Source organism: Sphingobacterium thermophilum (genome assembly GCF_039541675.1).
GTDB classification, from domain to species: Bacteria; Bacteroidota; Bacteroidia; order Sphingobacteriales; family Sphingobacteriaceae; genus Sphingobacterium; species Sphingobacterium thermophilum.
Window position 1 is genome coordinate 373,738 of sequence record NZ_BAABGR010000015.1, and the last position, 26,494, is coordinate 400,231.

24 protein-coding genes and 1 pseudogene are annotated in these 26,494 nt (G+C 39.6%); 10 read left to right on the plus strand and 15 right to left on the minus strand.

Annotated elements, in window-relative coordinates:
- Positions 1 to 20: 20 nt before the first annotated feature.
- On the minus strand, positions 21 to 2,648 hold the full coding sequence (locus tag ABD873_RS07540; RefSeq protein ID WP_345066774.1) for an outer membrane protein assembly factor BamB family protein: 2,628 nt from the start codon (positions 2,646 to 2,648) through the stop codon (positions 21 to 23).
- Between the two features lie 131 nt (positions 2,649 to 2,779).
- Between ABD873_RS07540 and ABD873_RS07545 the strand changes: the two genes are divergently transcribed.
- Together ABD873_RS07545 and priA are read left to right on the plus strand one after the other, a co-directional pair.
- Positions 2,780 to 3,169: a DUF423 domain-containing protein gene (locus ABD873_RS07545; protein ID WP_345066777.1), complete on the plus strand. Its 390-nt coding sequence runs from the start codon at positions 2,780 to 2,782 to the stop codon at positions 3,167 to 3,169.
- A 72-nt stretch (positions 3,170 to 3,241) separates the two neighbouring features.
- Positions 3,242 to 5,719: a replication restart helicase PriA gene (gene priA, locus ABD873_RS07550; RefSeq protein WP_345066780.1), complete on the plus strand. Its 2,478-nt coding sequence runs from the start codon at positions 3,242 to 3,244 to the stop codon at positions 5,717 to 5,719.
- Positions 5,720 to 5,747: 28 nt separating this feature from the next.
- On the opposite strand, the gene ABD873_RS07555 is transcribed toward priA, so the two are convergent.
- The 3 genes and pseudogenes from ABD873_RS07555 to blaOXA all read right to left on the minus strand — a co-directional run bounded on the left by ABD873_RS07555 (position 5,748) and on the right by blaOXA (position 8,310).
- A complete protein-coding gene (locus ABD873_RS07555) occupies positions 5,748 to 6,587 on the minus strand; it encodes a DUF4886 domain-containing protein (RefSeq protein WP_345066783.1) in 840 nt (279 codons plus the stop codon).
- 58 nt (positions 6,588 to 6,645) lie between these two features.
- Positions 6,646 to 7,486 (minus strand): annotated as a pseudogene (locus ABD873_RS13870) (DUF4886 domain-containing protein).
- A 5-nt stretch (positions 7,487 to 7,491) separates the two neighbouring features.
- A complete protein-coding gene (gene blaOXA, locus ABD873_RS07570; protein ID WP_345066791.1) occupies positions 7,492 to 8,310 on the minus strand; it encodes a class D beta-lactamase in 819 nt (272 codons plus the stop codon).
- A 144-nt stretch (positions 8,311 to 8,454) separates the two neighbouring features.
- Between blaOXA and ABD873_RS07575 the strand changes: the two genes are divergently transcribed.
- Genes ABD873_RS07575 through ABD873_RS07585 form a run of 3 tightly spaced genes read left to right on the plus strand, consistent with a single transcriptional unit; the run spans position 8,455 to position 11,400 of the window.
- Positions 8,455 to 9,111, plus strand: a complete 657-nt coding sequence (locus ABD873_RS07575; protein ID WP_345066794.1) for a protein-L-isoaspartate(D-aspartate) O-methyltransferase — start codon at positions 8,455 to 8,457, stop codon at positions 9,109 to 9,111.
- A 50-nt stretch (positions 9,112 to 9,161) separates the two neighbouring features.
- Complete coding sequence (locus tag ABD873_RS07580) at positions 9,162 to 10,967, plus strand: MutS-related protein (protein WP_345066797.1); 1,806 nt, start codon at positions 9,162 to 9,164, stop codon at positions 10,965 to 10,967.
- A gap of 28 nt (positions 10,968 to 10,995) precedes the next feature.
- The gene (locus ABD873_RS07585) at positions 10,996 to 11,400 is read left to right on the plus strand and encodes an acyl-CoA thioesterase (protein WP_039053546.1); all 405 of its coding nucleotides are present in this window, start codon (positions 10,996 to 10,998) and stop codon (positions 11,398 to 11,400) included.
- A 141-nt stretch (positions 11,401 to 11,541) separates the two neighbouring features.
- Here ABD873_RS07585 and ABD873_RS07590 read toward each other — a convergent pair whose 3' ends face one another.
- Positions 11,542 to 11,889, minus strand: coding sequence for a hypothetical protein (locus ABD873_RS07590; RefSeq protein WP_345066802.1), 348 nt, complete (start codon positions 11,887 to 11,889; stop codon positions 11,542 to 11,544).
- A 267-nt stretch (positions 11,890 to 12,156) separates the two neighbouring features.
- A complete protein-coding gene (locus ABD873_RS07595) occupies positions 12,157 to 13,710 on the minus strand; it encodes a restriction endonuclease (protein ID WP_345066804.1) in 1,554 nt (517 codons plus the stop codon).
- Between the two features lie 147 nt (positions 13,711 to 13,857).
- Between ABD873_RS07595 and ABD873_RS07600 the strand changes: the two genes are divergently transcribed.
- A complete protein-coding gene (locus ABD873_RS07600; RefSeq protein WP_345066807.1) occupies positions 13,858 to 14,337 on the plus strand; it encodes a hypothetical protein in 480 nt (159 codons plus the stop codon).
- A gap of 344 nt (positions 14,338 to 14,681) precedes the next feature.
- On the opposite strand, the gene ABD873_RS07605 is transcribed toward ABD873_RS07600, so the two are convergent.
- A complete protein-coding gene (locus ABD873_RS07605) occupies positions 14,682 to 15,242 on the minus strand; it encodes a hypothetical protein (RefSeq protein ID WP_345066810.1) in 561 nt (186 codons plus the stop codon).
- Positions 15,243 to 15,595: 353 nt separating this feature from the next.
- Between ABD873_RS07605 and ABD873_RS07610 the strand changes: the two genes are divergently transcribed.
- The gene (locus ABD873_RS07610) at positions 15,596 to 15,958 is read left to right on the plus strand and encodes a hypothetical protein (protein WP_345066812.1); all 363 of its coding nucleotides are present in this window, start codon (positions 15,596 to 15,598) and stop codon (positions 15,956 to 15,958) included.
- Positions 15,959 to 16,200: 242 nt separating this feature from the next.
- Here the strand turns inward: ABD873_RS07610 and ABD873_RS07615 are convergent, their stop codons facing one another.
- Complete coding sequence (locus ABD873_RS07615; RefSeq protein ID WP_345066815.1) at positions 16,201 to 16,539, minus strand: hypothetical protein; 339 nt, start codon at positions 16,537 to 16,539, stop codon at positions 16,201 to 16,203.
- An 11-nt stretch (positions 16,540 to 16,550) separates the two neighbouring features.
- Positions 16,551 to 16,787 carry a hypothetical protein gene (locus tag ABD873_RS07620; protein ID WP_345066818.1) on the minus strand — a complete coding sequence of 79 codons (237 nt, stop codon included), beginning with the start codon at positions 16,785 to 16,787 and terminating at the stop codon, positions 16,551 to 16,553.
- A 107-nt stretch (positions 16,788 to 16,894) separates the two neighbouring features.
- Here ABD873_RS07620 and ABD873_RS07625 point away from each other — a divergent pair.
- Positions 16,895 to 18,015 (plus strand): IS3 family transposase gene (locus tag ABD873_RS07625; protein WP_345066821.1). Its coding sequence is split into 2 segments (ribosomal slippage): positions 16,895 to 17,150 and positions 17,150 to 18,015, totalling 1,122 coding nucleotides; the frame shifts between segments, so codons are not numbered across the junction.
- 198 nt (positions 18,016 to 18,213) lie between these two features.
- On the opposite strand, the gene ABD873_RS07630 is transcribed toward ABD873_RS07625, so the two are convergent.
- The 5 genes from ABD873_RS07630 to ABD873_RS07650 all read right to left on the minus strand — a co-directional run bounded on the left by ABD873_RS07630 (position 18,214) and on the right by ABD873_RS07650 (position 23,146).
- Complete coding sequence (locus ABD873_RS07630) at positions 18,214 to 18,462, minus strand: hypothetical protein (RefSeq protein ID WP_345066824.1); 249 nt, start codon at positions 18,460 to 18,462, stop codon at positions 18,214 to 18,216.
- Between the two features lie 51 nt (positions 18,463 to 18,513).
- Positions 18,514 to 18,696 (minus strand): hypothetical protein, encoded by a 183-nt coding sequence (locus ABD873_RS07635; RefSeq protein WP_345066827.1) that lies wholly within the window; start codon positions 18,694 to 18,696, stop codon positions 18,514 to 18,516.
- A gap of 462 nt (positions 18,697 to 19,158) precedes the next feature.
- A complete protein-coding gene (locus ABD873_RS07640; protein WP_345066830.1) occupies positions 19,159 to 19,983 on the minus strand; it encodes a hypothetical protein in 825 nt (274 codons plus the stop codon).
- Positions 19,984 to 20,361: 378 nt separating this feature from the next.
- Positions 20,362 to 21,003, minus strand: a complete 642-nt coding sequence (locus tag ABD873_RS07645; protein WP_345066833.1) for a thioredoxin family protein — start codon at positions 21,001 to 21,003, stop codon at positions 20,362 to 20,364.
- 640 nt (positions 21,004 to 21,643) lie between these two features.
- A complete protein-coding gene (locus ABD873_RS07650; protein ID WP_345066836.1) occupies positions 21,644 to 23,146 on the minus strand; it encodes an SUMF1/EgtB/PvdO family nonheme iron enzyme in 1,503 nt (500 codons plus the stop codon).
- A 153-nt stretch (positions 23,147 to 23,299) separates the two neighbouring features.
- On the opposite strand from ABD873_RS07650, the gene ispF reads away from it, so the two are divergent.
- On the plus strand, positions 23,300 to 23,776 hold the full coding sequence (ispF, locus tag ABD873_RS07655) for a 2-C-methyl-D-erythritol 2,4-cyclodiphosphate synthase (RefSeq protein ID WP_345066840.1): 477 nt from the start codon (positions 23,300 to 23,302) through the stop codon (positions 23,774 to 23,776).
- Here the strand turns inward: ispF and ABD873_RS07660 are convergent, their stop codons facing one another.
- Complete coding sequence (locus ABD873_RS07660) at positions 23,777 to 24,994, minus strand: TCR/Tet family MFS transporter (protein WP_345066843.1); 1,218 nt, start codon at positions 24,992 to 24,994, stop codon at positions 23,777 to 23,779. It lies immediately after the preceding gene.
- 97 nt (positions 24,995 to 25,091) lie between these two features.
- Here ABD873_RS07660 and ABD873_RS07665 point away from each other — a divergent pair, with 97 nt between their 5' ends.
- Positions 25,092 to 26,405: a tetratricopeptide repeat protein gene (locus tag ABD873_RS07665; RefSeq protein ID WP_345066846.1), complete on the plus strand. Its 1,314-nt coding sequence runs from the start codon at positions 25,092 to 25,094 to the stop codon at positions 26,403 to 26,405.
- Positions 26,406 to 26,494: the final 89 nt, after the last annotated feature.

Sequence of the window (26,494 nt, forward strand, 5' to 3'; positions counted from 1 at the left end):
AATAATAGCTTTATCTCAATTTATTTTTGATGTTTGAAGGCGTATAACTTCTTATCCCTGCGTGTACATAGGAGGAATATCTCGCTGTTGTAATTGATTTTGCCATAATAGAATAGGGGCAGTCCTTCTACAGGGAATCCTTCGATCAAGGTATTGTCGCCACTGAAGAGGTATATCAGGTTGGTCGCTTTGGAAGCTACGCCGATGAGGCTGTTGCTTGTCCTTCCATCCCTGAAGTACTGAGGTTTATCGTCAATGTATTTGGTGAAATGATATTCGTAAAGCGTGTCTTTCTTTGCTATGTCGACAAACTGAAGGCGGTTGTCGTGGATAAGAATCATCTCGGGAGCTGAGGAGCCTGCGATATTGATGAAATCTACATGTTGTCTATTTGCTTTGCTGTCGAACGTATGTTGGTCAACGACCTTATCTTCGGCAATTCGATATAAGGTATGGTTGGTAGCATATGCCAATAGCTCGTAGCTGTTGTTACCTTTGTCTACCACTCCTAGCGGGAATCTGAACTCTACATCACCGGGGATATCTATCTCCTTACGCAGGGAGCCATCCTGATTTATGAAGTAAATCCGTCCGTACGAGGAAGCGATGACAAATTCTTTACCAATTTGTTGCACTTCACCTAATAGTGTTCCGTCAGCCGTGATGTTTTTCCACTCTTCTATCATATTTCCGTCTAGGTCTATGGCAAGAATCTTATTTTTCGTAGGGACGAGCAGTGCTTCTTTGCCGGCGGCTGTGGCCGCTAGCGGTGCGGCAACAGGGGTATCGGATAATCCTCTTGAAAAACCTTTTTTATTTTTTCCGTCCGTATCGAGACGGTATAATCTGTTTTTGTCGGTGACAAATATTATGCTGCGGTCTTCAAGCTGTTTTATTTCTCCCACAATCCTTCCGGAGATGACGGTAGACCACATTTTTGTGCCGCTAGGATGGATGGCGTGCAGAGTGTGGTCAAGCTCTTGGATAAGGATGAACTGTGTGGAGTCCGAGTGTTCGAAGACGTATGGCGCCGTGATCGCCTTATTTGCTAGAGGATAACTCCATTCCGGAGTGCCCCCCAAGGCATTTTTGCTTTTGTAGAGGGCGTACAGCTGTGAACCGAAAGTTCCGTTATTTCCTGAAAGCTGTAATGACCAAGAGTAGAAATCCTTGAAACCATAGTTTTCATCATCCCTGAATTTTTTTTGATACTTCGCGGGAAGGGAATACAAAATTTTGGAGTAGGCGTTCTTGTTATGAATGAACAATGTTACGTTGGCTTCGTTGCCTTGTAGTTTTTCAAAGTTTTTGAATCCTAAGGTCCCTGTTAGGAGATCTTTACGGTCATAACTATTACGATAGTATCTTAAATCGGCTAGAATGTTGGATATTACCAATACGTCCTGTACGCGTGTGACGTAGGGGCGGCTCATATTTTTGAAGGGCTCCCCATAGATACTGTAGAGTATGTTTGATGTCTTGAAGCGGTAGATATTATCACCTGCATCTTCCAGAAGAGAGGACGCCACATCTTTCCATGCTGTGGTGTCGTTTAAAGCTACGAAGGCTAGCTGGCTTTGGTTGGTCATTTCCACCACAGCGAAATTATGCTGCCATGTTGCTATTAGTTTATGCAAGCTGCTATTTTTTTTGTCAAGATTCTCAAGCAGAGAAGCTACCTTTTTTGTTTCCTGACGTGCTTCGAAATACTCTTTGAGGTCGGAAGCGAATTTAGGGTAGCTGCTGAGGCTATACTCCATGAAAACGGCAGTATTGGAAGGGAAAAAATTGTAAAGTCGCTGTGTTCTTTTGCTTTGATAACGGAAGAGAGCGATGTAGTTTCCTTGGGTCTGTTGAAGCTGGCTTTCGCCGGTAAGCATCAGTGCATCTTGCTTGAAGTTGATGTTCCATGTGGATTGTCCTTCCAGACCTAAAAACTGATCAAGGAAAAAACCTTTCTCCTTCTGCTGGAAATGTTTGACAAGAGCTTGGAAGTTTTGATGAGGAAAATACACGCTGAAAGGGGTGTTTTTCGAGTTGTTATGGATAAAATAGTCTATCTGCTTTTCCGACAGTTTAGGAATACTTTTGTTTAATGCCGAAACTATTGTCTGTAAGGAAGAGGAAGCAAAGAGCACGTGTTGATAATAGGTCGTGTACAAAGTGGTGTCCGGATTGCCGAAACTTAAAGTAGTGATTTTGTTGCCCAAGGTATCGACCGATCCTATTTTATAGTGCTTGGCAAACTTATTAATCAGGCTGGCCAACTGGCTTTCGCTGATGTTTTCGGAGGTCGGAATGGTAATCAGTAGATTCAACGAATCCTTATCCGGATGGAAGGAAAGGAATACATCCTGCTCGGCGATGTAGTCGTACAGCGCATCGTGACGCAGTAGCTGATTTTTGTATCGCTTTAGGAGGGAGATATCTTTTTTACCCAATAAAGCATCGAAAAGATCAAAATCTTTGAATATATTGTCTGTAACTTCATCGTTCTTTATCGAAGCGATGAGGAAAGTATTTTCCGGCAAGTATTTTAGTGGTTTGAGTGTGTTGTGCTGCTCTCTGTTGAGTCCACTGAAATAGTAAATCGAGGCAGCGATAACGCCAAGAAACAAGAGCACCGCAAGAATTATTGTATTCCTCATTCTACAAACCTAAATAATTACTTTGAAAGGAAGAAAAACCTATTAAAAACATCAATTAGTATAGCGATTTACATTATTTTTTTATTACATTTATCACTAGTTTTAACTTAAACAATTCTGAGTAAGTATTAATGAATAAACAGATCATTCTTACAGCTTCATTCTTTGGACTTTTGGCTGTGATTTTGGGGGCTTTTGGTGCACATGGTTTGGAAGGCAAAATAAGTGAGTACCATATTGGTACATGGAAGACCGCTAACCAGTATCATTTTTACCATACTTTTGCGATGTTGTTTTTATCTACCTTTTCAAGAGCCAAGAGTCAATCTATCCGTGTTTCCTTTATCTTCTTTACTGTGGGGATCCTGTTGTTCTCTGGATCGTTGTACCTGTTGAGTGTTCGAGAGCTACTTGGAGCGTCGGGACTGACGATTTTAGGGCCGGTGACACCGCTGGGAGGAGTATGTTTTATGGTAGGATGGATAGGCCTTTTTGTGGCGGCATTGAAAAACAGAGCATAGACTTTATCTGTCTCAAGAAAATATAAGGCCTCTGGTAAATGCTATCAGAGGCTTTTTCTTTACATTTGTGCTATGTCACATCCGGATTTATTTGCAGAACGCAAAACGTATTTTGTAGATGTTATTTTGCCATTGGCTATAGCCAAAACCTATACTTATCGTGTTCCTTTTGAGCTTAACGAAAAGATTGGGATAGGCAAGCGGGTCATTGTGCAGTTTGGCAAGAACAAGGTATATTCCGCCATTGTCAGGGATATTGGTACTGCAGCCCCGGAGAAGTACGAGGCCAAATATATTTTGGATGTTGTGGATGATTATGCTATCGTGGATGAGGGCCAGCTGAAGTTGTGGGATTGGATAGCAGACTACTATATGTGCCATCTGGGAGAGGTGATGCAGGCAGCATTGCCGGCCGCTCTAAAGATGGCGTCAGAGACGAAGATTGTTGCGGCAGATAATGCTGAACTGGACCGCAGTACGCTGTCGGATAAAGCCTTTTTGGTGTTGGATGCCTTAGATGTGGCGGGAGAGCTTAGTGTGGCGGATGTGACCAAAATTTTGGGGCAGAAGACGGTATTTCCTTTGTTGAAATCACTTTTTGAGCAGGGTTTTATTCTCATTTCCGAAGAGATTAAAGAGCGCTATAAGCCCAAGACGAAAGCTTTCCTCCGCCTAGCTTCTACCTATAACGACGGCGAAGGGTTACACCTTTTGTTGGATAGCCTCAATAGGGCTCCTAAGCAGCAGGATGCCGTGCTGGGATATATCCAGCTTTCCAAGATGCAGGAACATATAACACGGAAAGACCTTATGGAGGCTAGCGGATGTGGTAGCAGTGCTATTACTTCGTTGATAGATAAAGGAGTTTTTGAGGTGCAAGAGCAGGTCGTCAGCCGCTTTCAAGGGGTGGATGTGTTGCTGACCAAAGATTTCACCTTCAGTGAGGAGCAGCAGAGAGCTTTCGAGGAAATCAATAAACAATTTGAGGAGAAAGATGTAGTCCTGCTACATGGGGTGACCGCATCGGGAAAGACACAAATCTATATCCGCATGATAGAGCAGGCTTTACAGTCAGCGAAGAATGTACTGTATTTGCTGCCGGAGATTGCCCTGACCACACAAATTACCGAGCGGCTCAAGCTACATTTCGGAAATGATTTGGGAGTATATCATTCCAAGTTTAACGATAACGAACGAGCGGAGGTGTGGCATAAGGTATTGAAAAATGAATATAAGGTCGTCATAGGGGCTCGTTCTTCCATTTTTTTGCCCTTCCGCGATTTGGGACTTATTATTGTGGATGAGGAACATGAAAGCTCGTATAAGCAGTATGAGCCAGCACCGCGCTATCATGCGCGGGATACGGCAATTTATTTGGCGTATCTGCATCATGCCAAGGTGCTGTTGGGATCCGCAACACCTTCCATAGAAAGTTATTATAATGCTAAGGCAAAAAAATATGGTTTGGTACAGCTGCTGCAGCGCTTTGGTGAGGCTCAACTCCCTTCCATAGAAATTGTCAATATCGCTGAAGCTGCCCGAAAAGGGGAGATGCAGTCATATTTCAGCAAAACCCTGTTAGATGCTATAGGGGAAGCTGTATCCAAGAAAGAGCAGGTTATACTTTTTCAAAACCGGAGAGGACACACACCCTTTGTGCAGTGTAGCACCTGTGGTTATGTGGCTAAATGTATAAACTGTGACGTTAGCCTTACTTACCATAAATCTTCCAACCTTTTGCATTGCCATTATTGTGGTCATACGGAAAATACGGTCAGCGTATGTCCGGCATGTGGAATGCCGCATATGGAAAGCAAGGGCTATGGCACCGAACGTGTGGAAGAGGAGTTGGAAATCCTGATGCCCGATCTGCGCATAGGTCGCTTGGACTTGGATTCCGCAAAGGGAAAGCATGGCTTTGAGCGCATCATCTCGGCCTTTGATGACCATGAATACGATGTGCTCATAGGTACGCAGATGGTTGCAAAAGGTCTGGACTTTGGCAGGGTGAGCCTCATCGGTATCTTGAATGCGGACACTATCATCAACTTTCCGGAGTTCCGTGCTTATGAAAGGGCTTTTTCACTGTTTTCGCAGGTGGCGGGAAGGGCGGGACGCCGTCAAGACCAAGGCAGGGTGATTATCCAAACCTATAATCCCGGACATCGGGTTATAGAGCAGGTTGTAAACCACGATTATGAAGGCATGTTTATGCAGGAGGTTACCGAGCGGAAAAATTTTGCTTATCCTCCATTCTATCGGATTATCCGCTTGGATGTCAAGCATCCAGACCAACAGCAGGCAGCAGATTCAGCGCATAAGCTGGCTGAGCTATTACGTGTGTCGTTGGGAAACCGTATTTTGGGGCCCGAGCCTCCATTGGTGTCGCGGGTGCGCAACCATTATATTCAGACCATCACCTTGAAGGTAGAACGTGTCAATATCAACATCAATAAGGTTAAAGAAATCATCCGTGCGGCACTTACGCAATTTGAGCTGGATAAGCAGAATGCCGGGGTGCGGGTGGTAATCGATGTAGATCCGTATTAAAAAAAGCGAGGGACTACCCCCGCTTTTTTTATTTCTTGATTTTAGAAATTTTAAAAGGTTTTTTCACGGCTTTGTGTGCTGCCAGCTTGGCTATTTCGGCCTGTTGGTCTGTTACCTTTTCCGGTTTAAAGGTATTTTTTCGGACGTCGGTATTGAAAAGCTTTTCGTACCAAGTGCAGGCAGCCGTAAATCTTCCGTAGTTAAGTTCTAGGTGATAGCCGTCTCGTGTGAAGGTGTCCCCAAGGGAGGATGTACGTGCGTTCTGTATTGCCGATCCGGCAGGCACTAGAAAGATGAATTCTTTCATTTTGCTGATGCGTTTTGTGGCATCCACTATTGCGGCATACATTTTTTCCTGGCTTTTATCGTAGTTGGCAAAGCCTTTATGGGTAGAGTCGTGCTGATAAGCCCATGTTTGGTGATAGATAAGTTTGGTATGTGGCTTTTTCAGCGAAGAGACATAGCTTATAAGCTGCGGCAGATGTTGCATGATCACCGCATACTGTCCCGAAAAGGGGCTAGCCTGCTGTAAGCTTATGTAATCCCAGTCCTCGTCGGTGATAGCTTGTTCCAAGCTTACATTTTTAGTGGTCTTCTTGACGCCATCCACGCCGATCTTACGATACGAATAGGAAGCCTTATTTTCTTTAGCATTTTTTACGTGAAGTTCTATAGGTGCTCCACCGATATACATATTGCCGATGATGATTTTGTGGCCGTCGGCTTTGGCAAGGTCATAAAGGTAGTTTTCTATGCCATCTTCTGAAAAGCTGTTGCCGATGGCTAAGACTTTGAGCACTTTTTCCTGGGCCGAAGTGTTTAAAAAGAAAAATAATAAGGTGAAAAGAAAGGTAATTAGGTTTTTCATAATTTGAATATGTCTGATATAAGCTATACAAATGTAATCAATCCAAGCATGGAATATGTTATAATTTTAATTTTGATATTTTAAATGGATATTTAACGGCTAGATGTGCTGCTACTTTAGCAATTTCAGCTTGTTTATCCGTGATTTTTTCTGGCTTATAGCTGATTTTTCGGACATCTTTTCCAAATAATTTTTCGAACCAAACACAGGCTGCTGTAAATCTACCATACGTTTGTTCTAAGTGATATCCATCTCGAGTATACGTATCTCCCTGTGACGAGGTACGAGCATTTTGTATAGCTGTTCCTGCGGGAATCACCATGTGAATGTCTTTAAGTTTATTTATTTTTTTTGTTGCATCTACAATACCTGCATACATTTTGCCTTGATCATTGTCATAATGAATATATCCTTTATGGGGGACACCTTTCTGGTAGGCCCATGTTTGATGATATAGCAATTTTGTTTTTTTTTGATTTATTCTTTTTAACATAGTGGATCATAAAAGGTAAGCTCTTCATAATAGTATCATATTTACCCGAAAGAGAACTCACCTGTTGTAAGCTTATATAGTCCCATTTTTCGTCTTTTAATGCAGAAGCAATACTTTGATTTTTATATACCTTTTTGACACCTTCAGCATTTATCTTGCGATATTCATAAGCATTTTTATTTTCCTTAATATTCTCAACATGAAATGTCAGATGTGCTCCTGCCATGTACATATTGCCAATAATCATAACCTTACCATCGGCCTTAGCCAGATCGTGCAAATAGTATTCAAGAGCGTCTTCCGAAAAGCTATTTCCGATTGCTAATAGTCTAATAGTATCTTGTGCTTGTGAAAAGCAATTATGAATAAATAAAAATGTGAAAAAAACTAGATTTAGTTTTTTCATAATATTCAGTGTATCTGTAATAATTTCAATACTTCACGGGTTACCCATTCCCTACCGGCAGTAAATTTGCTGGTATTGGCTTGGTCTATAGGTTCCACATTGAGTGCAAAATAATAAACTTTTCCTCCTTTATCGACAATTCCTACAAACCAGCCGTTGTTCCAGTTGTTGTCGTCCGACCATCCCGTTTTTCCGAAATAGCGGTAATTGTCGTTTTTTTCTTTTTCAAAGATGGAAATCATTTTGTCGTAGGTCTGTGCGGATATAGGGAGCTGTCGACTGTAGAAGCGTTGCAGGAAAAGAATCTGCTCCAAAGGAGATATGCGCGAGGGTCCTTTTATCCAAAAGTTGTCAATAGTGTTTTCGTCCACCACCATGTGAGGGTATTGCAGCTTCTTGAGGTATGTACGCATGCGTTTGACGCCGATTTTACGGGCCACCTCTTGGTAGCAGGGGAGGCAGGAAGCGTGGAAGGCTTCACGTACGGTCATATCCTTTTCCCAGAAGTCGAAGCGTCTTTTTTTTCCATCCCACCGCATTATGGTATTTTCGTCTGTCAGCACTTGGGTTTCCAGTGCTATGATGGTATTGACGATTTTGAAGGTGCTGGCAGGGAGGTTTCCTTTTTCGGCAAGGGCAAAGTCGTTAGAATAATAGATGTTATTACTGGCGTCGTATACCACTATGGTGCCCTGCATATCTTGTGCATGCATCAGCTGCTCAATCTTTTCTTTGTATTCTAAATTTCTTGTCGGGAGCTTTTGTGCGAAAGCGGTGTTTAGTAACAGAACAATAAGAATGATGATCGGAAAATTACGAAGCATAGGTTTGATGATTTTAATTTTTAAATTTACTTATTAAAAATTGGAATGGCAATGCTGCCTATGAGAAACCTCAACCTGTTGGCTCCAAATTAATTGTATTTATTCTTTAATAATATCCGCAAACAATGGTATTTTTGAAGAACGATGGCATACAAATTCATAGATAATTACAGGGAAAAAGGGGCAAGAAAGAAGCTTGTAAAGCATCTTGAAAGTAGGGGTATTCAGGATAAACGTGTGCTAGAGGCTATAGGTAAGGTGCCTCGTCATTTTTTCTTCGACGAAACCTTCTGGAATCAGGCCTATAAGGATATTGCTTTCCCTATAGGGGACGGGCAGACGATTTCGCAACCTTACACGGTGGCCTATCAATCCGAGCTGCTTCATGTGAAGGAAGGCGATAAGGTATTGGAGATAGGCACGGGATCGGGGTATCAAACCTGTATCTTGCTGGAGCTAGGGGCAGATGTATATACTATCGAACGACAAAAGAACTTGTACGAGCGAGCCATCCAGGTGTTGCCTTATATGGGGTACCGACCTAAGTTTTTTCTTGGCGACGGCTCAAAAGGCATTCCCGAACATGCTCCTTACGACAAAATTATAGTGACGGCGGGTGCTCCCTTCGTTCCCGATATGATGTTGCGTCAGCTCAAGTTGGGAGGCCTGCTGGTGATCCCTGTGGGCGACGAAAAATCCCAAAAGATGGTGACCATATTGCGTGTCGGCGAAAATGAGTTTGAACGCATTGAGCTTGACACCTTCCGCTTCGTGCCGCTGGTAGGGGACAAGGCCTGGTAAAATCTTTCCGATAATAATTCTTCTCAGGCTTTTCCCTATCTTTAGCCTTGATGAAGAATTTCTATTCACAAAATATTCGAGCTGTCAATCAAGAGCTCCTAGAGCTCGAAAAGAAGATAAACAGAAACAGCATGATGCGTCTAGCCCTGATCTTATTGGGGGCATATGTGCTGTTTCAGATTTTTCAGCAGAACAGCGTGTGGCTGCTCCTGGGGGCGGTATTTCTGTTGGTGGTAGGCTTTGCTTTTCTGGTGCTGCGACAGAGCCGCCTAGAAAAAATCAGAGCCTATAAGCGCGCGCTGCTGAAAGTCAACGAGAATGAAGTCCTTGTGTTAGAATCCCGGCAGAATATGTATGCGGATGGTGCCGAATATGAGGACCCTAAACATGCTTATGTTTCGGATTTGGATATCTTCGGCCCGCAGTCCTTGTTTGCTTTGATCAACCGCTGTGCTACAAAAGAAGGAGAAGGACTACTGGCTTCTTGGCTGTTGCGCCCTTCGAAAAAGGAAGATATCGTGGCTCGTCAGCGTGCTACGAAAGAACTTGCAGGTAAGAAGGAATGGATTCAACAGCTGCAGGCCAAACTTCTATTTAATCTGGGACAGAAGGTCAACATCAAAAGTTTTTTGACACGATATATGAGAGATGACTCTTTACGTTTTGGGTCTTCTTTTATGCGTTTTTATGTGAAGGTTGTGCCTTACATCTTCCTGCTGGGTGTAGGAATTTCCCTCTGGATGTTGCCGTTGTGGAATTTTCTGCTTGCTCTGGCCGTGGTTCATCTGTTGTGGACCATGGCTTTGGGAGGTAAAGTTTCTTATTTCTCCAGCCGTATAGACAAGATAGGGGTAACGTTGATGGCCTATGCGGATGCGGTAGAAATGGTAGAAAAGGAGTCTTTTGAGGCGCCCCATACTGTGCATATCCGGCAGGTGCTGAAGTCGCAGCGGGGAGAAGCCTTGTCTACGGCATTCAAGCAGCTGGGTCAGCTTATCGATAAGCTGGATACACGCAACAACATTCTGATAGGGTCTCTTTTGAATATGTTGTTGCTGTGGGATTTCAGGCAGGTGTTGGCCATCCTAGAGTGGAAGAAGAAATATGAAGAAAATATCCTGAAGGCTTTCGAGGTCATTGCGGAGATGGAAGCCTTGGCGAGCTTGGCAATACTTCGTAATAATTATCCGCGATGGGTAGAGCCACAGATTCTGGAAAGCCCTCAGAATGACCATCTTTGCGCTAAGCAGCTATGTCACCCGTTGATTGCCGAAGAGGTGGCTGTAGCTAATGATTATGACGCCCACGACCATACTCTGGCGCTTATCACCGGGTCAAATATGGCGGGGAAAAGTACCTTCTTGCGTACCGTAGGAATCAATGCTGTGCTGGCATATGCCGGAGCGGTGGTCTGCGCGGAGGACTTTAAACTTCCTATATATTCTTTGGTAACCTATATGCGTATCAAAGACAGCCTGAACGAGAGTACTTCGACATTCAAAGCTGAGCTGGACAGGATGCGGTATATTTTGGATAAGCTGACATCGGATCCGGATACTTTTGTGTTGATTGATGAAATGCTCCGAGGTACAAATTCGGTGGATAAATACTTGGGCTCCAAAGCTATTATAAAGAAAATTTTGGCCCTACGAGGTAAAGGTATGGTAGCAACACATGACCTGCAGCTGGCAGCTCTGGAGGAGGAATATAAAGGACTGTTGAAGAATTACCATTTTGATATCCAGGTGATAGAGGGAGAGATGTTGTTTGATTACAAGCTTAAGGAAGGTAAGTGTACGATCTTCAATGCTTCGCTTCTGTTAAAAGGTATAGGGATAGACGTGCAAGACAGTTAGAAATTGTACCTTTGTAAAAAAGTAACTCATGACCTTAGAAGAGAGAATAGAACAGTCGGAGACAAGGGTGTGTACTACGGTATTTCCTTTCCTGACAAATCATCACGATACTTTGTTTGGTGGAAAAGCTATGGCCATCATGGATGAGGTATCGTTTATGGCGGCGACACGTTTCTGCCGCAAGAGGTTGGTCACCGTATCTTCCGATAAGATAAATTTTGAGAAGGCCATACCTTCCGGAAGTATAATTGAAGCGGTAGCACGTGTGGAAAGCGTGGGTCGTACAAGCTTGAAGGTTAGGGTAAATATTTACCTTGAACACATGTATAAAGAAGGTAGGGAGCTCGCGATCCAAGGACTGTTTACTTTCGTGGCGCTGGACGACAACAAGAAGCCTATACCAGTGTTAGAAGGAATAGAAATAGACAATTAATTTTTTATCTTGGTAAACTATTTTGAAGTAGGGCAGAACTTTTGTAGTAGACGTTTTGCCCCGCTCTGAGTAATAGGACTAAGGCTTGCCGAAGCTGGAAGGTGCTGTTTTCGACTACCTCGGTTTTCCCTAATATTTCCATTAACCTTTTTGTATTTTGAAATAGGAAGCAATAAAATCCTTTGGAATTTCACTGTTTGAATAATATCTAACTTCTTTTTTCATCTTCTTGGCATATTCTATTTCCTTTCGGGTACTCTTTCCTATGTAACCGTCAACATCGACGACGAATATTTCATCGGACATGTCAATTTTGCGGAAATGAATATCCTCAAACAATTTTGCTTGTTCTTCGGTAATATGTATGCCTTCACTCTGCTCAAAGAAACATAAACTTAATACGATATTCCCTTGAAGAGTAAGGAAAGCATTAACATCTTCAAACTGCTTTTTATATTTGGTGGATCCGCATAGCGTTATGACTTTCATAGTGTAAGCCCTCATTATTTTTAGGATGGTGGGATATCAGCTTATAAAAAGCTATTCCATAATATCCGTCTTCCCATTGATTTGTAGCAAATACGTAATATAATCATTTTTAGCAGGCAATCAAATTTCCATCATATTTCCCTTTTGGGAAAATGTAGATAAAGGAGTGGTGGATTGGTATTGTGAGGGTTTTTTAATATAATACATCCATTTAAACAGAAATACCAAAGTTTAAATTTAGCACATATTTGAAGTCAAAAGCGTTGGCTATATTTTTGTTAACCTTTGTAAGTCCATTTTATGGATATCCTTAGTTGTGATTCTTTGTTCTTTCAATAACTTTTCAAGCTCTGCTCGGTGTAGCAATTTAACATCGTTGGCTCCCGCTAAAAGTACTGCTGTTGGAGTGTAATTATTGTTAGTTATTGTCAGCAGTTTAAACTTCTCTTTAAATTTTGCCTCATAATAATTCTTTGCAGTACAAATCTCTTGTATTGCATCATTTCCAACTAAGGATTTTGTTTGCTTGGCTTGTATGAGGTAATTTTCTCCGTTCTTTAAAGCTACAACATCTACACCTTTGTCGTTGGAATATGGCGTAAGATAAACTTCAAAGCCTTGACCTTTGTAAAGCGATGCTATACTTGCTTCAAAAAGATTTGGATGAAGTCTGTCAATGTCAGTTAAAGAAAGTGTTTTATGCTTGATCTCTGTTTTTGTTCCAAAAATATTTCCAAATAGTTCATCAGGTGTGATCTCAGCTTGTTCTGTTGGAAATAAAGTACTAGCAGCTAAGTTTTTTCGATAAGCAAGAAGACTATCCAATACTTCATCAAAAGATTTCAATCTGTTACCTTCTTCATCTTTCATATCTTCAGGAAAAACTGCCATTGGATAATACACAAAGACATCTTTTTCTTGTCCAATTCGATAAGCTCTATCAGTCGCCTGTTCCTCTTTTGCAGGATTCCAATGTCTTGTATAATGAATAATATGATTAGCTTTTATAACATTTAACCCTACACCTGCTGCAAGAGGTGACATGATTATTACGTTAAATCCTTCTTCTGACTGAAATCTGTCAATTGTTTGTTGTCTACTTAATGTCTGTTTACTTTCATCTTGTTTTTTAGTTGGGGTGTCTCCGTTAATAATACTTGGGGAAACTCTAAAAGTATCATAAATAACCTTTTGTAGCATTTTTTGGGTAGCCTTTCTGTCTGCAAATAAAATAGCTTTTTCGTTTTTTGCTTCTATTTCAGCAAGAATACCAACAGTAGTATTTAATTTAGCAGAGCTTTCGATAAGTTCTACAGTCGGGAAATTTGATATTTGACTTTCTAATAAATAGGGATGGTCTGAAATATCTCTAAGTGCCCAGAGGGATTTTAATTTTTGGTTTCTAGCATCAACTCCGTCTAAATTAGTATCATTAGCCAATTCAATTTCTTGAAGATATCTATTTAACTGAGTTGGTGGCATTGTACTTTTTATTCTTGAATTTTCGTTGTCGTATTTTTTAGGCAAATCTTTCGCCACATCACTTTTTAATCTTCTTTTTATAAAAATTCCAATTTTGTTGCGTAATCTTTCAGTAAGGGCCTTAACATCAGTTGATTCATCTTTTAATGGGGTTTGATATTCTTTGGCAAAATCCTTAGCATTACCTAAGAGTCCAGGAACTACAAAATCCATAATACACCAAATATCGACTAAAGTATTTTCAACAGGTGTACCTGTCATTGCGATTTTAAAATCAAGATAAGCGTTAAAGGTTCTCAAATCGGGGCTAAATGGGGTGATATAAGCAAGATTCTGCAAGAAAACAGTAAAACGGTAAACGAAACAAAAACTATTCAGAGGGAGGAAGTAGAAAGGCATCTAAGGGCAGATTTGCAGACCGTTGTTTCTCGTTCAATGTCTTTGGGGCATAGTGCAAATATTGAGCATTTTTTGAAAATGCGAGGTTTGGAAAAAAAAACTCAAGGATATTCATACAAAGTCAATGACGTGAAATTATTGATTAAATCAGATTTGGAAAAGGGAATAAGAACCACGATTTCAGAAAGCAGTTCTTTACAATCCAAATACGAGGAGCGCAAAGCATATGAGGAAAAAGTAAGGAACGCACAGCCAAAGGAGATAAAGCCCGTTCCCTTTCTTTTCAATAGTAAAATCAAGGAAGAAAACGCCAAATCGGAAGACTATAACAAGAAGTTTGAAAAGATTAAGCAGAAGATTGAGCAGAACCCAGTACAAGAACCGACCAAAGAGCAAAAGAAGTTGCTTAATAATTACATTGAAAACGCTGTAAAAAGCGAATTTATGATAGATAATAGAGTCGAAAAGCAAGGAAAGGAACTAAGCCAATTTGAACAGATAAAAGCCCAAAGAGAGGAAAAAGAACAAAACCAACAGCAGGAACGCTCACGAGGTTACAGAAGATGATAATTACAAAAATTTATTTAATATTTCATACAACCTACATTTATAAAGTATTAGGTTGTATGAAATATTAAAGGTGTTTTGTTTTTTTAACGATATGTATTTATTGAATGATGTCTCTTTTTATTTTGCCTATAAACTCCTTCAATATGAGTAAGCTTTTTTGTAAAAAACACCCATATAAAAGGAAATAGGAACATTAATACAATACTCAAAAAAGATATTCTATCTTTTGATTTAGCTATTTGAACTGTTGCTATCACATAACTAATCAACCAAAATAAAGCGATTATTATAAAGAAGAATTTCATCTGCAAAAAGTTTAAAGTTAAGTAACTAAATATATATTATAGACAAGTGTATGCGGCTGCAGCTAACATGGATGCGTGACAACCTGGTGTAAAATCACAAAGAGTGTCACATGTTGCATCTGCTTCACAAGCTTGCTTTGCAGTCTGATAGACTCTAGTTACACAATCAACATATGTCTCTTCTTCTGTATCAACAGGAGGGTTTTTAGCTAATTTTTTAGAAGCTAATTTTTTAGAGACAACTCTTTTATCAAGGTCATCAGCAATTTTATACCGAAGTCCTGTTTTTTCTTTTTCAAAATCAATATCCATTATAAATAATTTAGATTCAGAATACAAAGAAGCAGAAGATAATATTGAACTTTCGTAAGTTAATGATTCATAAAGAGTGGTAATTCTGTTTTCCTTCTTATTGTTGTAAACCCACAAATAGGCCTCATGTACATTTCCTCTGTAAATTGGAATAACTAGAATGTCAACATCTTTTGATCCACTTGTAATATTAAAGGATTTATCAAACTTTACATCAGAATCTGATATTTCAAATGATGCTTTAATTTTACTGAAACTTTTGGAACTAAGATAAGATTGCTCCATGCTCCATGGGAGATTGTTCGACCATACTATTATCTTTAGAACAACCAAACAGTGTTGTAAATAACATTATAAAATTATAATTGTATTTCTTCTCATAATAAAAAGGGTTTAAATAATAATTAGTATTTCCCTAAAGTTAAAACTTTATTTTTAATAAAAAAAATAAAGTTAAGCCTAATCGTTTGGTATTAAGGGTTTTTCCGGCGTGTTTCAATATGTATATTAGAAGGTCCTTTTTAAAGGTTTTGACTTTATTTAAATGGGTGGACATTTGTTATATTTGACTAACTGGACTTAATTCATATAAATGAACTATATAGATGTTAAAGAAGCTGTAAAAGCTACAGGTAAAAGTGAGAAGACAATACGTTGATTTTTGTCTAAGACTGAAAGTAAGTCTTTTATTAAAAAAAGACAATAAACTTTTTGTTGATGTAAATTATTTATTCGCCTCATATTCACCTGTTAAAACATACGAAAAGGGCAGTGGTCAAAATGTGGACATTGTTCAAGATGTGTCCATAGACATTGAGTTGTCTGAGCTTAAAAGTAAGATAGCTCTATATGAGCAGGAAATAAAGCATAAAGACCAACTTTTAAACGAAAAAGATGGTCGAATAATGGATTTACAAAAAGCAATGTTACTATTGGAATCTCCAAAAGAAAAAGAGGCTCTAATAGTAAAGAAAAAAAGATGGTGGAATTTTTTAATATAGCTATTTGAACGTGATACTATTTAAAAGTGTATTTATAAAAGTATGTGCTTTGCTATAATCCTCCTTCTTGGCATATATAGATCCTATTATACCGTATCTGTTCATATTATCGTAAATGAAAAAATCTTTAGAATTTGACATTGTTTTGTAATAAAAAACCAAAACTTCAAAATTATTAACAGATTTAATTTCTGTGAAAAAATCCTCTTTCTGACGGAGTAAAGCTGGTCTATGCGGATTACTTATTTCTCCACCAACATCTGGATTAAAGATAGTCTAAAGTCTTCCAAATCATTTTTAGGCCATTCAGAGGATATTTGTCTAGTCACTAATTGGATTAGCATACTATCAATTAACCAATATTCGCCTGTCATTTCATCGGGTGCTTTTTTAGTAGTAGTAGGTTCTATTTCTTTTAATTTATTAAATGAAGCTGTCGTGCTCAATCTTTGATTTTGAGGTAAAAGTGAACTATTAGCTACTTGTGAAAATGGAATAACTCGCCATCCTTCAATATAAGTTTGCGCTTTGCTTAGACTAGTTGATAATAAGATTATTATAACACTTAATATTTGTTTCATATCATTATTTTCTAATTCGTTGGACAAGGTTTATTAGTTGTTCTTACTTTTCTTTTATCTGTATTATTTGGATTAGGCGAGATAACAATTGGTTTAAAATCTAAATTCTCTGTATTAGGTGATTTAAATAAATCAATGACATCACCATATAAATGCAATAATGCAATCTCCTGTGCTTCTATAATAGTATAACCTTTTTCCAAATTTTCTAAGTATTCATTTTTCCATATAATAGAATCCGTTTTCAAAGATGAATATTTTTGCACCCATTTTTTGACGTCTCCCCTAAAAACCGGAGTATTTAAAATTAGAGAAAAACGGATTGAATTACTAATTTTAAACAGGAGGAATATCCATGAAAAAATCAAAGTTTACCGAATCACAAATCACCTTTGCCATCAAGCAGGCCGAGACCGGTACGCGAGTAGAGGAAGTGTGCCGAAAAATGGGGATCAGTGAAGCCACTTTCTACAACTGGAAGAAGAAATATGGTGGTTTAGGGGTAGCGGAACTGCGCCGTCTTCGGCAGCTTGAAGAGGAGAATGCTCAATTAAAAAAGTTGGTTGCGGATCTGAGCCTGGATAAGCAGATGCTGCAAGACGTTTTAAAAAAAAAGTATTAAATCCTGCTCAACGTCGAAAAATGGTTGCTGGATTGGTTTCTGATTATCGAGTTTCCCTTCGCAGAGCATGTCATGTATCACTGCTGAGTACGTCCGTGTGGTATTATAAAAATGTTCGTAAGAACGATGCTCCACTACGGCAGCGCATACGGAATATTGCGGAGACGCGGGTTCGCTACGGTATCGAGCGGATTGTTGTTTTACTAAGAAGAGAGGGCTGGGAAGATAACCATAAACGTGTTTACCGTATCTACAAAGAAGAGGGTTTGAATCTGCGTGTGAAGCGCCCTAGTCGTTGCCGGGCTGCTTCACACCGCTCCGAGCGGCCTGTTTTTTCCAATTTACATGATTGTTGGAGTATGGATTTTGTTGCAGATGCGCTGTTCGATGGCCGAAAGATCCGTTGCTTAACTATAGTCGATAATTATAGTCGTAAATGCATGGCGATTCAAGTCGGACAAGGGTTAAAAGGAGGCGACGTAGTTGCCGTTTTGGAGGAACTTCGTTTATTGAAAGGTGAAAAGCCGAAAAAGATCCAGGTGGATAACGGATCGGAGTTTATTTCTAAAGAAGTCGACAGGTGGGCTTATGAGCATCAGGTTGAATTAATTTTCTCTAGACCGGGTAAACCCACAGATAATCCGTATATTGAATCATTCAATGGGAGCTTCCGGGATGAGTGCCTAAACGCACACTGGTTTCTTTCACTGGAAGATGCCAAAGAGAAAATAGAAGTCTGGAGAGAGGAGTACAACACCTTCAGGCCGCATAGTTTCCTCGAAAATTTGACGCCGGAAATGTTCATAGAAAAACAGGTAAAAACGGCCGAATTTTCTATTTTAGAAGACTCCTAAATATGGGGAGGGGTCACTGATTGGAATTTTTTAGTTTTGAATGTAGCTAGCTAAGGGAAGATTACACGAATCACGAACACATTTTTATAAAATAGCAATGACATAAGTAAATAGAGAAAGTTGTTGGGATAAAAAAGGAGAGTCTTTCTATATTTCCCTTAACCCTCAATTTCGCCAAGCCGATGTTACACGACGTTTTTATTCTAAAACTTCAGCCGGAATTATTTTTTCAAGTAATGTTTTCATTTTCGGATTATTAACTGTTACAAATTTCCAGTTTTTTAAGTCAGAGTTAGAACTTGCTATTACAACTTTGTTAGCATTAATTTTAAAAAATCCTGATGTTTTATCAAATGAAACATTTCCTTTACCGAATTTGTGTTCAAAAGAATTTATTAAAGCTTGTACTTTACTTTCATCATTTAAATCAAGATCAATCATTTTCATTTCAATAGGTGAAATGTACTCAATCTTTATATAATCAATATTTTCAATTCTTTAAGAATCACTAATTTCAGATATTATTGGTTTTGAAGTTTTATATTCAATATTTGGCATTTTATAAACATCTTCAAGTAAACTTTTCATTGATTCCTTTGGAATTATATCGAATAGTTTTGGATTCGTATATTCTAATGCATCATCAATTTTCTTATCTAAAATAAGCTGGTTATAATCCATAAAATCTCGTTCAATATTTTGTTTAGCAGGTTGAGCAAACGCAAAGCTTACAGATAAAAATAAAACAGCACTTATTAATAATTTTTCATTTTATACGTAATGTTTGGAAAAATGTCGTGTAACGTTAAAGCATTGGCGATGTGGCGGAAATAGAAATACTAATGATGAGTTTTGTAAAAATGCTCAACAGAATTACTTCCGTTGAGCATTTAGTGTCAACCCGCCATATAGCCAATGCATTGTTGGCAGAAGTAATCATCTAATTCTTATCGTCTTAATGTTTCAAGTACGACAACACAAAGTCCACCTAATAAAATAATTACTCCTATAAAGAATATGTTTATCTTAATTTGGTCACTATTCCGTTCTTTTATTGATGAAGCAAGCTTCACTGTTCGACCAAATAAAGCAAATACGAAAATAGGCATCATGAGGAAATATATTATTAGCATACACAACGTTTTAGCTTAAATAAACTCCTGTAAGACAAATGCCAAATTCAGCGACAGCAATCGCTACACCAACAGGCCCAAGTGCTTTTTTTGCAATAGATTTGAAAGCTGTTTTCATTGCACTAATTGACCATACAGATGCTGTCGAACCATAAGCAAATCCAGCGAAATCGCCTAATAACGCAGCAACGGCACAGGCTCCTGCATCACTCCATGTAATTGCTCTTGCATTGGCAGAATTAACAAAAAAATTGAGATAATTCCTAGCTACTGGCTGACTATTTTCAACTTGAGTTAAAGCCATTACAAAGGGAATTAAATCGGTTTCTTCTGCGCTTTCTTCCGCTATCATTTGTTGAATTTCCAGTTCAGTAAAGCCTTTGGAATATAGATATTGCTTTGATTCTTGAACTAATGGGTTTAACGCAGTTACGATTGTTTCAATTGGCACATTGATTTGATAATCAGAATTTGTGGCCGTTGGTTCATATTGGATAATGGCATCCGCCTCGTGAATAAGTTCAACTAATTCCTGCACAGAATTTGCACTTTGAAATAAGGAGCTTGTTTCAGAATCAACTTCATTTGGAAACTGTACATAAATAGTTACTTCCTCAGAGGTTGGAGCTACCATACGTGCGGTTGTTCCGGTCGAAGAACTACTTCGGCTGCCAAACGAAACCGAGGCAATACTTTTTTTATTTGTTTCCAAGGCGGCAATGAATTTAGCATTAGCTTGTTTAGCATCACTTTTTTCATACGCTGCCTTTTTACAAGAGTCGAAAATGAATATACAAAGGACAACAAACAAGTTCAATGTCAATAGAGCAAGCATTCCTTTTGAGAATTTTTTTTACAGGTTGTAAAATTTGGTTTAACATCTTCATAATTAAAATTTTCAAGTTAGTCTTACTTTCAGATTAAGCGCTGTTTCAGAATATTCCGCTTTTTGCAGTCGTCATTTTTTGTTGTCACTCATCTTTGTTTAGTGCTCTCTTAGCTTGATGGTGTGTCCAATTATTTCTGCCAACGGGCCGCGTATTGGCGATGGGCGGGACTTTTACCCAGAATTGTCCTTTTGGAAACGAACATTTCTCGCATCCGTAATCTGTCAACCGAAGACGGATTTCCCGCCTGGCGCATAGCCGCTGTTAGCCACCGTTTTTTATATCGGTTTTCGGGTTAAATTAATCATATTGTTTTTAAATCAGTTTTATTGAGAACTGATGTTTGTAGAAAGATATCTTTTTGAAATATCTATCATATTTTCACTGTTTGGAACCCATTTTTTGTTGATATGTTCTACAATTTCCCCCTTGTGATTTATTATCAACAGGGTCGGATAAGACGAAATATTGTACTTTTCTGAAATACTAATCCCTTCACCTTTTTCCGCATCGTATTTCAAATTGAGGAAAGCTTTGTTCATATATTTGGCTACTTCTTCATCTGTCAGCACATTTTTGCTAAATGCCAAACAGGGTGCGCACCAAACAGTATAGAAATCAATAAAGATTGGCTTATTCAATTCTTTTGATTTTTGCAGGGCTTCCTTAAAAGTTCCTTTTTCAAAAGTCACTGCATATTCAATACTATCAAAAACAGTCTTTTTATTCTCTGTATAATCCAAAAAGGCAAATCCTGAGTATAGGATGAAAATTACTCCACCTGAACAAACGATTAGCAGTATATTTCTAAGCCATTTGATTTTGATAAATGAAACAGTCAATACGAGAAAAGAAACGCCAAGTGCAATTTTTCCATATACTTGAGGCAACTTGTAAATTAGATACATAGAACTTAGTAAAAATCCCATTATCAAAATAGTAAGAAATACTTTTTCGCCTTTTTTCATATTGTTTTTAGGTACAAAATATTTTTTCTTTTGGATTTTTCTTTTTTTGGTTTTCCGTTCCGCTTAAACTTCCGTTATGATTTTCCTTTTAAATTTTCTTTTTTTTCGTCCTGCTTTTATTTCAATTTTGCTCTTTAAAAGTCAAATCTTAGATTTTTATTTTTTTCTGCGAGTGTTCTTTAAAATGGTGGCTAACTCTCAAATATACGCAATAATTTTTTTGAAGAAATTAATCAATCCTTTGGGATTCTTAGATTGTTGATTATCAATATCATCCAACAGTAATTTAATTGTGCATTTTGCATTGTTAGTTGTTTGAAATTTTACTATTTTTAGTATTGATTACACAAAATACGCAGTTAAGAAATGAGTGGTTTTGATGTAAAGGACTTCGCTTTTGAGCTGGGCGTATATGAGGGCAAAAAATGTTATTTGGATTGTTATCCTTATAGTCCCGATCTTATTAGTGTTCTTAAAGAAAACGCTAGCGCTAATAGAGCCGATCCACCCAAAAATGGTATGTTCCCGATAATGCGCATTACAGAAAACTTATTGGTTTGAAACCTGTAATGGTTGGCAAGGCTGCTATGAAAGCCCTCTATATGAAAAAAGGGAAGAAATTTTCCTCCCTTTTATTTTTTTATCTTCTATAGCCGTTTCCTGGTCCAAATATGTTGCCTACCATAGTCATAGCGCAGCGGAATCCTGTCATGGCGTTGGATTCATCTTGTTGCATATGTCTTCGGGTAGCAGGATTTAGCCAGAAGGCTCTGTCGTTCCATGAGCCACCTTTATAGACTCTAGATTTGTTGTTGACGAGAGTAGTCTTGCCGTAAAGCTCTTTGTTTTCTTCGTCTTTGAAACCGCGCACATCATTGTTATATGGTTTCAATGGGTTTTCTCCGGCTTTAGCGGCCTGCAGCTCTTCCCATGTTTGTTTGCGAGGCGCTTTTGCCGGCACTTTTATAGGTCTGCCGTATTCATCTTTGGCGAGAATCCGTTTCTCTTCGTCTTCGTATTTATAGTCTTTAAATTCGTGACCGCGGTAAGGGTTGAAGTCTTCGAAGTCTTCATAAGATAGCTGACGGTACACGTCGCTTACCCATTCGTTTACGTTTCCGGCCATATTGTATAGACCGTAGTCGTTAGGTTGATAACTTCTTACCGGAACGGTGATGTCACCACCGTCGTTCAGATCGCCGGCAACTCCCATGTTGTTACCTCTAGAAATTTTGAAGTTGGCCATCATCTGTCCTTGAGTTCCACGTTTGTAGTCGCGAACGCCCAGACCATTCCAAGGATAAACCTTGTTGGTTTCCACATTTCCTTTGATTGTATTTCCTATCAACCCTAGAGCAGCATATTCCCATTCTGCTTCTGTAGGTAGTCTATATGCTTGTTTTAGGATGCCGTCTTCCATACGTACAGGTCTGCGAGCACCCTGTTGTGCGTTAGGGCGAGTATCTTTGGGCATATTTTTACCGTCAATACCTTCCCCTTGGTATTGGCCGTTAAGATAAATTTCGGTGTTGAAACCGGTTGCTTTTTGCTGTTGAGCAGCAGTTTTATAATCTGCTAGGATGCCTTTCTGGCGCAATATGTTTTCGTTTACACGGTCTGTACGCCATTGGCAGTACGCTACAGCCTGCTCCCATGTAACTCCCACCACCGGATAATCCTGAAAGGAAGGGTGACGCAAGTAGAAGTTTACATAAGGCTCATTATACGAAAGAGGATGTCTCCACACCAAGGTGTCAGGGAGAGCATCGTAATACATTTTTTGGTCATCAGGGAAATTGGTGGTAATCCAATGTAGATACTCCAACCAGTCTACATTGGCTACTTCAGTCTCGTCGATATAGAACGAAGCCACGGTCACCCTACGCTTTACCACATCATAGTTGTAAGCTATATCGTCGCTCAGGCTGCCTCCCATCACGAAAGTACCACCCTCAATAGGAATTAAACCTGGTCCCGGCGTTTCTTTGATTTTTCTGTTTATTTGTAAGCCTCCATTGTCCGGATCATTATAACGAACACCTGTTTTGCTTGAATAGTCACCGCTTTTACTTTTACAAGAACTGAAAGAGGTTATAATTGTAATAATTAGTATTGCAGATGTAAAAACTCGCAATTTCATCATGATGATTTCAATGTCATTAATAGTTGTTCAAAAATAGGATTTTTTTGTAATATCTTAATACAAAATATAAATACAGGTACTAATTGTGTTTCGGAAAGGACGTGCACAATGATGTATAGAGAATATTAAAAGTAAATGCTAACTTCGTCCGGTATGAAGATTAAAGTAGGATTCGGTTTCGACGTACACCAGATGAAAGAGGGACACCCTTTCATCGTGGGAGGTGTACAGCTAGAACATCATGCCGGAGCGTTTGGGCATTCCGATGCAGATGTGTTGGTGCATGCTATATGTGATGCTATATTGGGAGCTGCCAACTTAGGCGATATAGGTTTGCATTTCCCCAATACGGATATGCGCTGGAAGGGTGTTAGCAGTCTTGTGCTCTTAGAAGAGTGTGTGCGTCTTATTTCTGAGAAAGGCTGGTCTCTGGGTAATATTGACGCAATGCTGGTGCTGGAAGCTCCGAAGATCAAACCTTATATTCCTGCCATGCGAAAAAACATAGCAGCAGTTACAGGCCTAGAGGAGGAAGATATCTCCATTAAGGCGACGACAAACGAAACCATGGGCTTCATTGGCCGTCAGGAGGGCGTTGTAGCATATGCTGTTTGCCTGATTCAGAAATAATCACTCTTTGTTTCGGAAATAAGAAATCATTATCAGCAAGGCAAGGACGGACAGTAATGCCGACAAGACAAATGGGGCTCCCGGAAAATAGAAGACAGCCTCTTTTCTTGAAAAATAAGAAAATAGGGAGCTCATGATGACAGGGCCGATGATGGCTGTAAGGCTAATGACGGAAGTGATTCCTCCTTGTATCTGTCCTTGCTCGTTTGCCGGTATATGATTGGAGATGTAGCTCTGCAGTGCCGGTCCTCCGATACCTGCCGATACGAAGAAGATACTTATCGCAAACATCATCCAGCTTTGTGTTGCAATGCCGAACAAAGAATACGCAATCAGGTAAAGGGTGAGCCCGAGGAGGATAGCATTTTTGAGTCCTAGCTTCGGTATGGCTATGCGTATAAGTCCTGCCTGCACTATCATCAATAACGTACCTACAAAACCTAGCGATAGACCTACCATACGTTCATCCCACTGAAATTTTTCCATCGTATAATAGGACCACGTGGTTTGCACGGCATTGGCTGCTATGTTTACGAGGAAGATACAGACCATAAGCGGTAAAATTTGGGGATAGGTGTTGATATGGGCAAAAGTGCCGATGGGGTTGGACGTCTTCCAGTCGAAAGGTCTTCTCAGTTCAGGCTTTAACGATTCCGGCACGACAAAATAGCCGTAAAGAAGGTTTAACAGACAGAGAGCCGCCGCCGCAAAAAAGGGAAGCCGTGAGCTGTATTGACCCAAGATGCCTCCAAGTACCGGCCCGAGGATAAAACCCAGCCCGAAGGCTGCACCTAACAAACCAAAGTTTTGTGCTTTTTTCTGGGGAGAGCTTATATCGGCGATATAGGCGGCAGCGACCGTATGACTGGCTCCCGTAATGCCGGCAATAAGTCGTCCTGCGAAGAGCCATCCAATAGAAGGAGCTATCCCCATAAGAATATAGTTGATTCCGAAACCCAATAGAGAAAACAGCAATACCGGCCTTCTCCCATATTTATCACTCAGGTTGCCCAACACCGAAGCAAAGAAAAATTGAGCGAAAGCATAAACAAATACCAGCCATCCCCCATACTGGGAGGCAGCGCTAAGGTCTCCATGTATAAGTTCCTGAATTAATTTCGGTATCACCGGAATGATAATGCCCAGTCCTATAGAGTCAATCACTACGGTTACAAAAATGAAAAATAAACCTTTGGATTCTACTGATTTCGTCAACATCGGAGGTAAAGGTAAGGAATGTAAGGCCTATAATTAAACTATTTGTTGAAATCTACAATCGTATTGTATATTTGATTGTCAGCGTAAGCTAATAGAAATGAGGTTTTTAAAGAGTTTTTCTATATGCTTTTCCTTATTGGTCACCACAATAGGCGGGATATTCTTTGTGCAATGTTCTACGCCTTCGGGTAATCCATCCTCTTATTCGCAGAAGAAGTATCATTCATTTTCTATTCGGTATAATACGCTTTTTAATATTGACGCCGCATTAAGGAAGGAAAGGGAAAGACTACTTTTTCAACAGCAGAACATGTGGCAGATTCAGTTGCTTGAAAAGCCGGATTATCGTTCTAATTCGAACTTTCTGGATTCCTTACAACAGGGCATCTTGGAACTGCTGCCTTACGTGCATGAAGACCGGCAGAAAAAAGCACTATATGTACGTCTTGCTCAATCCTATTTTTATAAGGAAGATTATTATGCTGCCCAGGCTTATCTAGACTTGCCGGGACTATCCTTTACGGACTTCGAGGTTTTGTATTATTGGTTGCGAATCCATAATCTTTTGGGACAATATCAGAAGGTAAACTCTCTTTTCCCAGAAATCGAATTAGGACTATTCTCTCCTCGAGAGAGATCCTTACTTTATGCTGCTCATGCAGAAACCTTCTATCTTCAAAGGCAGATAGACTCAGCCATCGTGTACTTGGAATTGGCCCAAACGGAATATGCTCCAAAGGGTTACCGCTGGTCTTGGACGTATAGCCTAGCATTGATGTATGCGGAAAAGGAAAATTACGAACAGGCCTTACCGTATTTTCAAGCGGTGCGGAGAAGTCTTACCGCTCCCGATGGTATAAAAATTGCTTCGGAAGTTGCTTGTTTACGTCTACAGTCGAAAGACTTGAATCAACGTCTTGCCCAATACAAACAGATTTTGAAGAAGGGCTATTCTTTGGGCAAGGAGGGGCTGGTTTATATGGCTGTGGCAGAAGATTATGCGCCTCATCAGCCGGATTCGGCCATAGTGTATTACACAAAGGCTGTGCAGCAGTACCCGTCACCACGTATGGCTAGCAAGGCATGCTGGAAATTGGTACAACTATATCTTTCTAAGTCGCAATACGATTTAGCAAAGACGTATTTAGAAAAAATCAGGGAGAGTGGATATCATGATGGGTTAGAGGATGAAGCGCGTATCTTGAGTGCGAATGGTGACGAATGGATTTCCCTCTTGCGCCAATATAAAGAGGATAGAACGATCGGAAAGGGAGTGGCTTATGCAGATTTCCTTGAGAAGATAGGCTTAAGGAAGGAAGCGGTAGGAGTTCTGAAGGAGCTCATGCAGCAAGATACCGTTAGAAAGACAGATTATCTGCATCGGATAAACCTGTTGGAGAACATGCTCTAAAAGTCAGCAAATGTGTACATGTATAGAATGCGGAAACGCGGCTGTAGACAGTAGGTGATTAACCTTAAAACGTTACTTCTCTTGCTATG